At 64.9% G+C, this 12,487-nt stretch carries 11 protein-coding genes; 8 read left to right on the top strand and 3 right to left on the bottom strand.

All coding sequences use genetic code 11. The features are described 5' to 3' along the window. A partial coding sequence (locus H521_RS0119985) for an IS5/IS1182 family transposase (RefSeq protein ID WP_026482488.1) occupies positions 1-342 on the top strand: 342 nt, incomplete at its 5' end. Positions 343-499: 157 nt separating this feature from the next. On the opposite strand, the gene H521_RS26180 is transcribed toward H521_RS0119985, so the two are convergent. Together H521_RS26180 and H521_RS0119970 are read right to left on the bottom strand one after the other, a co-directional pair. After that, on the bottom strand, positions 500-658 hold the full coding sequence (locus H521_RS26180; protein ID WP_169514023.1) for a hypothetical protein: 159 nt from the start codon (positions 656-658) through the stop codon (positions 500-502). 1,261 nt (positions 659-1,919) lie between these two features. Beyond that, positions 1,920-2,276 (bottom strand): hypothetical protein, encoded by a 357-nt coding sequence (locus H521_RS0119970; RefSeq protein WP_022894776.1) that lies wholly within the window; start codon positions 2,274-2,276, stop codon positions 1,920-1,922. Positions 2,277-3,812: 1,536 nt separating this feature from the next. Here H521_RS0119970 and H521_RS24605 point away from each other — a divergent pair. Beyond that, the gene (locus H521_RS24605) at positions 3,813-4,082 is read left to right on the top strand and encodes a DUF488 domain-containing protein (RefSeq protein ID WP_022894774.1); all 270 of its coding nucleotides are present in this window, start codon (positions 3,813-3,815) and stop codon (positions 4,080-4,082) included. 13 nt (positions 4,083-4,095) lie between these two features. Here the strand turns inward: H521_RS24605 and H521_RS0119955 are convergent, their stop codons facing one another. Further along, positions 4,096-4,845 (bottom strand): FadR/GntR family transcriptional regulator, encoded by a 750-nt coding sequence (locus tag H521_RS0119955; protein WP_022894773.1) that lies wholly within the window; start codon positions 4,843-4,845, stop codon positions 4,096-4,098. A 118-nt stretch (positions 4,846-4,963) separates the two neighbouring features. Here H521_RS0119955 and H521_RS0119950 point away from each other — a divergent pair, with 118 nt between their 5' ends. Genes H521_RS0119950 through H521_RS24590 form a run of 6 tightly spaced genes read left to right on the top strand, consistent with a single transcriptional unit; the run spans position 4,964 to position 12,480 of the window. Then, complete coding sequence (locus H521_RS0119950) at positions 4,964-6,211, top strand: mandelate racemase/muconate lactonizing enzyme family protein (RefSeq protein WP_084512739.1); 1,248 nt, start codon at positions 4,964-4,966, stop codon at positions 6,209-6,211. Positions 6,212-6,244: 33 nt separating this feature from the next. Next, positions 6,245-8,428, top strand: a complete 2,184-nt coding sequence (locus H521_RS24600) for a glycoside hydrolase family 3 protein (RefSeq protein WP_156891615.1) — start codon at positions 6,245-6,247, stop codon at positions 8,426-8,428. Then, entirely contained in the window at positions 8,425-9,282 is an 858-nt protein-coding gene (locus H521_RS25265; RefSeq protein WP_022894770.1) for an MBL fold metallo-hydrolase, read from the top strand. Before H521_RS24600 ends, H521_RS25265 begins: the two co-directional genes overlap by 4 nt. After that, the gene (locus H521_RS0119935; protein WP_022894769.1) at positions 9,279-9,917 is read left to right on the top strand and encodes a bifunctional 4-hydroxy-2-oxoglutarate aldolase/2-dehydro-3-deoxy-phosphogluconate aldolase; all 639 of its coding nucleotides are present in this window, start codon (positions 9,279-9,281) and stop codon (positions 9,915-9,917) included. The genes H521_RS25265 and H521_RS0119935 overlap by 4 nt, the downstream gene beginning before the upstream one ends. After that, a complete protein-coding gene (locus H521_RS0119930; RefSeq protein WP_022894768.1) occupies positions 9,910-10,857 on the top strand; it encodes a sugar kinase in 948 nt (315 codons plus the stop codon). Before H521_RS0119935 ends, H521_RS0119930 begins: the two co-directional genes overlap by 8 nt. A gap of 51 nt (positions 10,858-10,908) precedes the next feature. Continuing rightward, positions 10,909-12,480, top strand: a complete 1,572-nt coding sequence (locus H521_RS24590) for an ABC transporter substrate-binding protein (RefSeq protein WP_156891612.1) — start codon at positions 10,909-10,911, stop codon at positions 12,478-12,480. Positions 12,481-12,487: the final 7 nt, after the last annotated feature.

The following is a 12,487-nucleotide window of genomic DNA, read 5'->3' as shown; positions in this document are numbered from 1 at the left end:
CCCGGCCGGCCACGGGTGCGTCCGGACGCGCTGCGTGCCGACAAGGCGTACTCGTCACGGGCGATCCGCACCCACTTGCGGGAGCATGGCATCGTCGCGGTGATCCCCGAGCCTGCCGACCAGCAAGGCCACCGGAAACGCCGCGGCTCACGCGGCGGACGCCCGCCGGCCTTCGACGCCGACGAATACCGCGGCCGCAACGTCATCGAACGCCGCTTCTGCCACCTCAAGCAATGGCGCGGGCTGGCCACCCGGTACGACAAGCTCGCCATCACCTACCGCGCCGCCGCCGTCCTCCACGCGGTCATCGCCTGGGCGAAGCACTTGTCAGACACGCCCTAGGCCGCAGCGTAGTGCTCGCCGATCGTCTTCGTCTGCTTGGTGTCGATCACGAGTCTGACCGTAGCGGGTGCCTTCTCCGCGGTCAGCGGGGCAAGCGGACGGAGTCCCGTAGTGAGCGCGTGCAATAGCTGGGCTCTGCCCCGAGAGAAGCGCCGCGCTAGTGACGGGCGTCTACGGCGCGCTGCCGGACGATTCCAAAAATGAGAGTGCCGATGAAGAGAACGACCCCGATCGCGCCCAACCAGAGCAGGCCTTCGAAAACGAACCCCACAATCGACAGCACCGCCCAAACTACGAGCAAGATGACGACCACCATCCACATACCCTCAGATTACGCTCATCCCCCTCGATTGGCACTGGCAGCGCCAGCCGCAGCCGTCGATCAGAAGCCTCGGTTTGTGAGCGTCGTCCGTACGACGCCTTCTTCGGCGGAGAGCGCCGTCCAGAGCTGGTGGGCGAACTGCAGACGGTTCCAGCCATCTGGCCGCGGCTCGGGTCCGTCTGGCTTCGCCCACTCGTGCCGGCTGCTTCCGAGTTTTTGAGCCAGCCAACGCTGCGCCCAGGGTTGCGCCGTGGCCCTCGTTGAGCTGACGCACCAGCTCGTGGGGGTCAATGCGGTTCGTGGCCCGGTGCAACTAGACCGACGTGAGGGCGGCCATGCCCACAAGAGTATCGCGCGACAGCCACTAGACACTCGGAATCTCACCGCAGAAAATACAAAGAAGTACCCATCGGTGCGACTCGGGGCGAGTCGGAGCTCGGGCGATGAGCGACTGCCTCGCCTGCGTGAACTGGGTCTGTGACGACTGCGGCGCCGTGTGCCGGTATGCCAGCCGGTTCTCTGAGGAGGCGCAGCACTGCTCCAACGGCAGCGGCCCCACAGGACTCATGGCTGCGTCGCCGCGCGGGCGGCGTCTTGGCGACCCACACTGAAGCGCGCGATCCGCTGAGAGCCGATCTCGGCCGCGTCAGCGATCGAGCGCAGGCTGTGCCCGCCACCATGCAAGCCCGAACGATCCGTACCCGCTATCCAGATACACCGAACACACCGAATACACCAAAGTACACTGAGTACACACGAGTTCACAGGAGGCCCGACTCATCGATGCGGGCCTGATCCAGCCGGCCGGACGAGGCCGCCTCGACTTCGCGATACCCGGCTTGCGCGAGCATCTCCGCCGACGCCTCGCGATCGGTGACAACGTCGACGTCGTGACCGCGTATGTCAGGGTTCCCGAGCACGTCGTCTGCGGTGCCCCGAACTGGGCGGTGCCGCCGAAGCGGATGCGGCGTATGCTGCGCGGCATCGACACGAATGAGACGAGGGCAACGGCCGCGGCTCCTTACGTCACGCCAAGCCGCGGCGAGACCAGGTCGCGCCGTTTCTGCTGACAAGCCTGCCTCTCGACCGACTGAGAAAACCAACCGATGGTTGGAGGAATCATGAACGCGAAAAGGGAGTCGCTGTAAGCGCAGCTCTACTCCTGGCGTTGCTGACGAGCGGATGTGGGGGAGCCGAACCGGATCGGCCACCATGGATCTCGAATTCCATAGTCCCGGCATAACTAATTAGCGGGCTACCGCTCAGCTCGTCGTCGCCAATCACCAGGGGCTGCCATCCAGAGGATCCGCACAACTGGCGTCGTCACACGCGTCGTCGCAACGTACGCAGGCACACCCTGCCGGTCATCGCGTACGAAGACCATGACCGCCGGTTCACCGAGACGGACCGGGCCGATTTCGCATTGGATGAGGATCTCGTCGCGGTATAACGTGTTGTCGTCTCGAGTGCCGTCGTCGATCACGGGATGCCGGATCATCCAGACTCCTGAGCTGCTGGCCTGGATTTCATAGATGGTCCCGCTCTCCGTAGTCAGCAGCCAGGTGCCGTGCCGCTCCTGATCGAGCTCGTCGTAGGGGATCGCGCCGTTCATCTGGATTTCGCGAGTCGGTACAGCAGCTTCTTTCGGCGGCGTTCGACCAGCCGGGATTGTGTGTGCCCGAGCCACGCCCGCACACGGCCGCGTATCGTGCCGTCGTCGAATCCGAGGTCCCAGTGCTCTGGTGCCCGAGACCATGAAGGTTGGATTACGCACATCGGGCAGAACCGTCTGATTCGTTCTTCGTGGTGGCAGCGGGAACAGCACCGATCGTCAAGGGTGATCGACACGATTCTCGCGGAGAGGTGCCATGTGTTCCCGTACAAGAAGCTGCCGTCGCTCAACTCCACGTAGCCCCGGCTTCCGACCTTCCAGTTCTCGTAGAGGTCGCGGATCGGGACCGGAGCGGATAGAGCGTCGTCGACCGGGCATCGTTGCCACGTGGGCCGCCACGTTGATGTTTCGAACCGATGGACGGTTCCCGACTTCGTGGTCACGAGGTAGATGCCGTGGTCGAGTTTCGGCAGCCGCTCGAACGTACGTGCTTGGTTGGCGGTGCGTCGGTCAGTCATCGGGCGCCTCGTCGGTGGAACCGTCGGGCGGAACGTCGGCAGGCATTCCAGCGTCTCGGGTGATGGGTGCGCCAGCGATCTGGATGCCCTTTTCGAAGATCGCAGTTTCTAGATCGCCGGCGAAACTCAGCGCGTACCAGAACTCGCTCTGCCTGCAGACGCTGACAGATATGCGCGGCCCGACGCTCGTACGGTCAACGGCCTTCGTACTCGCCAGATCAGGAAGGACAACGGCTACATCTAGGACGATAAGCTCCTCGTTCCACACGACTGCGACTGACGCGCCTTGCGGCCGGGGGAGGGGCGGTGGGCTGCTCGACGAGCTCGGCTGACGGTACATGAGGTCCGAAAGCCGACGAACGGTTGGATGGTCCCGGATCAATTCGATGGTCTGTTTCCTGCTTGATTCGGAAACAGTGACCAACCCGGCAGTGCGTAATTGTTCGACTATGCGGTGTGTGCGACCCAGACTCAGGCCAGCTACGGAACTTAGCCGCCGCTTCGTGACCGGAATTGGTGCATGTAGCAGCACACGGAACAGGTTTGTTCGCTTCTCGCCCAATATCGCCGTGGCCGCCGGCTCCCAGGTCATAACCGGCCGCCGATGTCGTCTGCTGGTGAGTCTGGGCCAGGATCTCCATCCGCGATTCGCTGGAGGATGGAGCGACCGCCTGGTGTCAGATCCTCGGGGAACAGCAGGCGGATCGCAGCTCGTAGGCGCTCCGTCAGATCACCGCATGCGCCGATCGACAGTCGAAGCTCTTCGACCGTGGCCTCGGGTGTCAACTTGTGTCGGTCGTATTGGCGAAGTGTGTCCCTCAAGCGATCGATTCCATTCACTGGAGCCCCCGAGCCGAGATGCGTGTGGTTAAACTAATAACCTTGTGAGGACGATCTGTCAAGCCACATCGGCGAGCTCTCGTCGGTCAGTCCAACGCGCCGTGGGAGAATCGACGCATGCAAAACTGAGGCAGCCGGCGTCATCGGCATCGGCTACGAAGGCCTCACACTCGACGAGATGGCCACTGAACTCACCCGTCGAGGCGTCACCGCTCTTGTGGACGTGCGGTTGAACGCGTTGTCCCGCAAACACGGATTCTCGAAGAAGAGCCTCGCGGAAGGCCTCGCGGGCTACGGCATCACCTACCTGCACCGCCCCCAACTCGGAAACCCCTGCGACGAGAAAAGCGAGCCCCACTGCCACCGCCATCAGGCAGAGAACGAGTTCCGACGGCCGCCAAGCATCCGCTGCGTTGCGAGTGTGCGTACGACCGTCGCCATCACCTGACACTCTTGCAGCATCAGGTGGAGGTCTCAGCCATCAGTGACCCAGGCGCAGGACTCGAAACTTTCTTGAGTGGTGCTTCGAGCCCTGTGCGGGCCTGGGCGAGGTGCTCTGACATGGCCTGCGAGGCGTCCGATTCGTTTCCAGCGCGGATTGCTTCCAGGATGATGGAATGGGCGCTGATGATGCTGTCCAAGCTTCCGCCGGCTGCAACCCAGCCGCTCCACACCCTGCGGCGAAGTCGCCACAGCACGGGTTCGAGTGCCTCGAGGGTGAGTTCACAGAGGTCGTTGGCGGTGGCGCGGGCGATCGCCGCGTGAAAGTCGACATCTGCTGCATGCAGGTCTTCTGCGGTCCTGACCATGCGCATCTGGTCCATTGCTGCGTCCATTGAGGCGAGGTCGTTGGGTGTTCGGTGAGTGGCGGCGAGGCGGGCGTTGCCGACTTCGACGATCTCGCGGAACTGCTGCAGCCGTTCGTCCTCGACCTCGGCGCCGACAACCCGGAGCGTGAGGAGTCTGGCCATATGAGACGAATTGGGCACGGAGACTGTGCTTTCTCGGCCTTGGTGGCGTCGGAGCAGCCCGATGGCGGCGAGCCCTGCGACCGCCTCTCGGATGACGGGGATGCTGACGTCGAGCATCTCGGCGAGATCCGCGGTCGCGGGGAGAGGATCTCCATCGCGGAGTTGCTGATCATCGATGAGCTCGATGATTGCTTCGGCAGCTTGCTCGGCAAGAGAGTTGCGCTTGAGCGACCTCGGCATGGTTCCCCTTTTCACTCGACTTGTCAGATTGTAGCGAACTCGTCATCATGTTGACTACCTAATTACTTCTATTATAAGTTTGAGTCGTCGCTTCGAGCGACGCGCGAGGAGGCGTGGAATGTCCAAGATCAGGTCAGTATCGACGGCCGTGGTGGCAGCGAATTTCGATTGGACGATCGTCCGGATCGAATCAGAGTCCGGTGCTGTCGGGTGGGGTGAGGCGTTCTTCGCTCCGGGCCTGCCGGAGATTATCGGTGAGATGGGTCGCCTCATCGAAGGTGACGATGCGGCGGACGTCGAGGTCATCGGGGCCAGGCTTCGGGCGGCGACGTCGGGCGCCGGATCGGTCGGCGGAATCGTGCACAACGCCTTGTCGGGCATTGACGGCGCCCTTTGGGACCTGAACGCTCGCGAGCTTGGTGTACCGCTCTGGCGGCTGCTCGGCGGCGCGTTCCACCGATCAGTCCGTGTGTACGCCGACTGCCATGGAGGGGCGGGGCTCATGAGCTTGGGGCCGATGCTCGACATCCGGCCGGTACCGTGGCTGGACGTCAGCGGCCAGGTGGCTGACGGGACGGTGGGCAAGAGTCTGTTCGATCTCGACGCCGAGACAGAACCGGTCGACCTTGAACTGCTTGCCGAGCGCGCCCGCGCCGCGGTCGATGCCGGCTTCGACGCGCTCAAGTTCGACCTCGACGTGCCGGGCCTGGTCCCGACGAAGCGTGGGTCGCGGACCATGCCGCCTGGCGCTGAGTCGCTCGCGCACGACATGGCCGATGCGATCGCCGAGGGCGCTGGCCCGGGTGTTGAGCTCGCGTTCGATCTGCACTGGCGTTACGACATGGCTTCGGCCGTGCGGCTTGCTTCGGCCGTCGAGCACCAGTCGATCATGTGGCTCGAAGATCCCCTGCCGCCGGAGAACGTGAGCGGGCTTATCGCGCTGTCGCAGTCGACCCGTGTCCCGCTCGGCGGGGGCGAGAATCTCATCGGACACCGCTCGTTCGAGCCCGTCATCTTGGCGGGAGCCCTCGCGGTCGTCACACCCGACCTCGGTAAGGTCGGTGGGGTCTCCGAGGCCAGGCGGATCGCGGCGAGCAGCGCGGACCGCGGCCTCTCGATTGCGCCTCACAACATCGCGGGCCCTATCGGCACTGCGTTCGCTGCGCAGGTGTCAGCGACTTGGCCGAATTTCCTCGCGCTCGAGTACCACGCGCAGGACGTTCCCTACTTCGCCGACCTTGTCGACGTCCCGCTCATCGAACGCGGACAGATTGCCATGACCGACCGACCGGGTATCGGAGTCGAACCGGTGCTCGAGGTCATCGAGCGCTGGGCAAAGCCCGGGACTACTGTCTTCGCGCGCTGACCCGACCTGACCTAACCGAGAGTGAGAGAGTTCATGCACAGCCCCGACGACCGCGCCGCCGACCTGATCGCGGCGATGACCCTCGACGAGAAGATCCAGCTCGTCACCGGCTACCTGGGGATGCCGGTCGACCTCGCAGCCCCCATCGACTCCGGCGGGGCGTTCGGGCTCACGGAGGAGATGACCCCACCGCCCGGTGCAGTGGGCTCCGACGGCTTCGTGCCGGGCGTGCCGCGGCTCGGCATTCCGGACCTTCAGCTTGCGGGGGCTGGCATGGGCGTCACGAGCCTCGTTCCCCGCGAGCAAGGCGAAAGTGTCTCGTTTCCGTCCGCTATGGCGCAGACATCGACATGGGACGTCCCGCTGATCCGGGAGTTCGGTCGTCGAGTGGGGCGGGAGGCACGTGTGCAGGGCATCAACGTCATGCTGGGCGCCGCCTGCAATCTCACGATCGAGCCTCGTTCCGGGCGCGTGTTCGAGTATCACGGGGAAGATCCGATTCTCTCCGGGACTATCACCCGTCAAGAGCTGCTCGGCACGCAGGATGAGGGCGTCGTCGCCTCGGTGAAGCACTTTGCGGCGAACTTCCAGGAGACGGGCCGATTCGTCGTGAACTCAGTGGTAAGTGAGCGGGCTCTGCGCGAAGGCGAGCTGCTCGCGTTTGAGGTGGCGCTCACCGGGCCGGCCGACGAGACCGACGAGGTCGGTGTGGGTGCGGTGATGACGTCGTACAACAAGCTCAACGGGACATACGCGTCCGAGAACCACTACCTCCTCACCGAGGTGCTCAAGGACGAATGGGGCTTCCGCGGCTGGGTGATGTCGGATTGGGGCGCTGCGCACAGTACGGTGCCATCGGCACTGGCGGGCCTCGACCAGGAGTTCCCGCACGCCCACTGGTACGGATCGCGGCTCAAGACGGCCATCGAGAACGGCGACGTGCCCGAGTCGCGCCTTGACGACATGAACCTCCGCATCCTGAGGAGCCTCATCTCAGTGGGCCTTCTGGACACGTCCAGGCGCCCGGCTCGGGAGGTCGAGGCGAGCCTAGACACGGCGCGGCGAATCGCCGAAGAGGGGATCGTGCTGCTTCAGAACGATGGAATCCTCCCGCTTCCTCGCGGCTTCGCCGGTGTCGTCGGCGTCATCGGATCACACGCGGACATCGCGGTCCCATCTGGTGGCGGGTCCGGGGCGGTGCGCCCTATCGGCGGCGACCCGGTCTCCGACCCCCAGGGCAACCTGCCACGGTACTGGCTGCCGTCGTCGCCCCTCGGGGCGCTTCGCGCCGCCCTTCCCGAGGCGGAGATCCGCTTCGACGCCGGGACCGACCAAGCCGCAGCTGCAGACCTCGCCGCGGAGTGCGACGTCGTCGTGGTGATTGCGCACCAACTCACCATGGAGCACTTCGACGTGCCCGACCTTCACCTGCCTGACGGCCAGGACGAGCTCATCGCGGCCGTCGCGGCCACAGCCACGCCGACGGTCGTCGTCCTCGAGACCGGCGGCGTCGTCCTGACCCCGTGGCGCAACGACGTCGCCGCCGTGCTCGCCGCATGGTATCCGGGTCATCGGGGAGGGGAGGCGCTGGCGGCAATCCTTTCCGGCGCAGTCACCCCCTCAGGCAAGCTGCCCGCTACGTTCCCCGACAGCGAGGATGACCTTCCCCACCGCGAGGTATTCCCCATGCCACCGCTGCATGGGAAGGACGGACCGGTAGAACTCACCCTGGTGAACATCCTCACGGAGAAGCAGGGCGAGTACTTCGACGCCGTCTACGACGAGGAGCTGCTGCTTGGCTACAAGTGGTTCGACGCCACCGGCAAAGATGTCGCGTTCCCGTTCGGGCATGGCCTGTCCTACGCCCAGTTCTCCTACGACGGCGCATCCGTGATCCCCGGTCGCGATGGAGGGGCCGTCGTCACGGTCTCGCTCACCAATGCGGGCGAGGTCGCCGGGCGGGAAATCGTCCAGGTCTACGCCACTATGCCCGAGGAGGCAGCAGCCCCCCGTCGGCTGGTCGGCTGGGCGTCAGTCGTGCTTGAGCCGGGCGAGGGCCGGGAGGCCATCATCAAGGTCCCGGCAACCTATCTTTCCATCTGGTCCGTCGAGGAGACGCGCTGGGTCCGTCCACCGGGTACCGTCCGTCTCGACATCGCCGCATCCTCACGCGACGTCCGTCTCGTGCGGGAGCTTGGTACGGAGCAGCGCGCATGATCGAACCCGAGGTCGCGGGCGCGGCGCTCGTCGCCCAGATCCGCGAGGCGCGTCCGTCGGAGGGAAGCGCCGTCGTATGGCGGCTCGGACAATCCGGATTGCTTGTCCGCTTCCCGAGCGCCACCGTCCTGGTCGACCCCTACCTCAGCAACCATTGCGAGGCTGTCCGGGGCGAACCGTTCGATCACCGCAGGCTGACCCGCGCTCCACTGGACCCCGTCGATCTAGACAGGCTGGATCTTGTCATCTGCAGCCATGACCACCTCGACCATCTCGACCCGCCGACGATCCGATCCCTCGCCAAGCAGAGCCCGGACGCGATGATCGCCGCCCCGAGGTCCTGTGCGGAACTCATCAGCGAACTCGGCTGGGCTCCGGAACGCATCATGTCCTGCGACGACGGAACTATCGCGAAGGTCGCCGGCTTGCAGCTGCGCTCGTTCGCGGTGCCGCACGACGAATTCGACGAGGCGACCCTCGGCCACCCCTATCTCGGCTGGTTCGTCGGGGATGGCAAGGTCACCTTGGCTCATCTCGGCGACGCTCGTTCGCATCCGCGAATCGTGTCGGCTCTTGCGTCGGCCTCCGTCGACCTCCTCGCCGTTCCGATCAACGGGAGCAGCCCCGAACGGGCGGCGATGGGCTTTGCGGGCAACATGAACGCGGAGGAAGCAGTGCGCCTCGCGCAGTCGAGTGCGGTGCGCCTCACGCTCCCCATGCACTACGACATGTTCGCCCAGAACATCGATCCGGATGCGCTCGGGCGGTTCGAGGCCGCAGCCGGGGCTGCGGACGTTCCCGTTGTCACGCTCCCAGTGGGTCGCGCGTTCACGGTAGAGGAGGCCGGGGCATGACGACGACGCTCGAGACGCTCCGGTCACCCGGGATCGTCCCCGTGGTCACGATCGACGATCCGGACGACATCGATCCGATCGCGGCAGGGCTCGCCGACGGAGGCGTGCGGGCGATCGAGGTCACGCTGCGGACCATGCATGGAGTTGAGGCCATTCGCCGCATCAGCGCGCGAGGCGACCTTCTCGTCGGTGCGGGTACCGTGCTCGACGAGAAGGCCGTACCCGCCGTCGCCGAGGCGGGCGCGGCGTTCGTAGTGAGCCCGGGTCTCGATGCCGAGGTCGTTGACGCGACCCGGCGCGCTGGACTGCTTCCGGTGCCGGGAGTGGGCACGGCGACCGAGGTGCAGCGGGCTCAGCGGCTCGGATTGGGTCAGGTCAAGCTCTTCCCCGTCGCTCAGCTCGGGGGTCTCGCAGTCGTCCGAGCTTTGCACCAACCGTTCCCCGAGCTGTTGTTCATGCCAAGTGGCGGGGTCACCGCCGCTGAAGCGGGGGCATATCTGAACCATCCGGCCGTATTCGCCGTCGGGGGTAGCTGGCTGGTACCGAGGGGGAGGGGCGAGGACCTCTACGAGCAGGTCCGACGGCGCGCTGCTGAGACGGTGGCCGCACTGACGCTGGAGTCAGGGCATGGCTGATGTCGTGACCCTCGGAGAGTCGCTGTGCCTCATGAGATCGGCGTCGGCCGACAGCCTCGAACTCACCGCCGATCTGCGCCTGAGCGTCGGCGGTGCCGAGTCCAACGTCGCCATCGGCCTCAGCCGCTTGGGTGCCTCTGTGGAGTGGATCGGTCGTGTCGGCGACGACGAGCTTGGCAGGCGGATCGTTCGGGAGCTGCGCGCCGAAGGCGTCACGGCGAGGGCCATTATCGACCCGGGAGCTCCGACTGCGCTCATGTTGAAGGAACGCCGAGTCATAGGACCATCGCGTGTGCGGTACTACCGTGCCGGCAGCGCGGGCAGCCGAATCGCACCCGGTGACGTCCCGCTCCCTTCGATCGCGGCCGCCTCGATGCTTCATGTCACCGGCATCACCCCATCGCTGTCTCCGACCGCCGATGCCGCGATCGACGCGGCCGTCGGCGAGGCAGTGGCCCAAGGGGTGCCCGTCTCATTCGACGTCAACCACCGAGCTACCCTTCCACGACATCGCGATGCCGGTGAGATCTACCGGTCAATCGCCACGAGGTCTTCTCTCGTGTTCGCGGGCGAGGACGAAGCTCGGCTCTTGGCGCCGAATGCAACCGACCGAGACTCACTCCTTCACGCGATCGCAGCACTCGGGCCGCGCGAGATCGTACTCAAGCTCGGATCCGAAGGAGCCGTCGCACTTGTGGATGGTTCGAGATACTCCCTGCCGGCGGTGCCCGTACCGGTGGTCGACACCGTGGGCGCGGGCGACGCGTTCGTCGCCGGCTACCTCGCTGAGCGTGTCCGCGGGCTGTCTCCCGAGGAGAGGCTCGTCACGGCTACGCGGTGCGGAGCCTACGCCTGCACTGTCGCCGGCGACTGGGAGGGCGCGCCCCGCCGCATTGACCTCGCTTCGCTTGAACTCAGCGGCGAAGACGTTCTCCGCTAATTCCATGCTTCGCAGCTTGGCATATAGCAACATCTCTTATAAGATGATGTCTTGGGAGAAATCCCACCCCTGCACAACTTCAAGGAGGATGCTGTGTTTTCACGATTCTCGAGATCGCTCAACGGCGGTCTCGCTACGGCAGCCATAGCGGTAGCCGCGCTCACCGGATGCACCACTAGCGGGAGCAGCAACGACAACCAAGAGTCGCTCGACCTCGGCTCGTTCATCGATGTCGCGTCACTCGACCCTGCGCAGTCCGACGTCGGGCACTACATGCCGTTCCTGCAGCCCGCCTACGACACGCTCATCAGGCTGGATGATCAGGGTGAGCTGGTTCCCATGCTCGCGACCAGTTGGGACTTCGTCGACGAGGCCAGGACGATCATGGAGTTGAAGCTCCGCGATAACGTGAAATTCTCGGACGGAACGCCGCTCACCGCCGATGCCGTGGTCTCCTCCTTGGAGCGCTTCAAAGCGTCGAACGGACCGCGCTCGACGGCATTGGCGTCGGTGGACACGGCTACCGCGGTCGACGACACAACCGTTCAACTGCACCTCAGAGCGCCGGATCCAGCGCTCGCCCATAACCTGGCTCTGGTCGCCGGCATGATCACCAATCCAGCCGCCGCCGACACCGATCTCGCAAGTGTTCCCGCGGGTACCGGCCCGTACGTGCTCGACACGAACGCTACGCGACGCGGTGACGTGTATGTGTTCACGCGCAACGAGAACTATTACGACACGGAGGCCTTCCCGTTCGACTCGATTAGCATCCGGGTGCTGACCGACCCTACGGCGCGTTTGAACGCCGTGAAGACCGAGCAGGTCGACGCGGTGTACGGTGCTCCGTCACAGCTGTCTGAAGCCCAGGCGTCCGGGCTCACGATCGTCTCGACGCCCGGTGACTGGCAGGGTCTGTTCCTCATCGATCGAGACGGTGTTACCACTACGGCGCTAGGCGACGTCCGCGTCCGCCAGGCAATCAACTACGCCATCGACGGAGACGCAATCCTGCAGTCGGTCGCGTTCGACCAGGGCACACCCACCACCCAGGTGTTCTACCCGGGAACCCCGGCCTTCGACCCGAAGCTCGACGACAAGTACCCCTACGATCCTGACAAGGCCAAGGAGCTCCTCACGGAGGCGGGCTACGCGAACGGATTCACATTGAGGATGCCGTCCTCGGACGCCTTCCTCCCCGAGGTTTACCCGATCATTCAGCAGCAACTGGCGGACGTTGGCATCACGGTCGAGTACGACCCGCAAACCCCGGCCGCAGGTCTTGCCCCCTACCTCAGCGGACAGTACTCGTCGTTCTTCTTCAGCTGGGGCGCCTCTCAGAACTGGCTCGACGCAAGCCTGCTTCTCAGCGAAAGTGGGGCATGGAACCCGTACCACGTCGCCGACCCACAGATCGCCGACCTCATGTCGAAGATTGCTGCCGCCACCGGGGGAGAACAGGACGCACTCTACAAGGAGCTGTCCGCCTACGTTGTCGACCAGGCATGGTTCAACCCTTTCTATGTCGTCAGCAATCTGATGTTCGTCGGCCCGGACGTGACGGTCACGCCCCAACCACAGCAGATCGTTCCTTCGATCTACAACTACCGGCCCGCCGAATAGGCGGATC

The sequence above is a fragment of the Agromyces subbeticus DSM 16689 genome (assembly GCF_000421565.1).
GTDB classification, from domain to species: Bacteria; Actinomycetota; Actinomycetes; order Actinomycetales; family Microbacteriaceae; genus Agromyces; species Agromyces subbeticus.
Note: the sequence above shows the minus strand (reverse complement) of the source record. Positions and strands in the feature narration are given on the sequence as shown.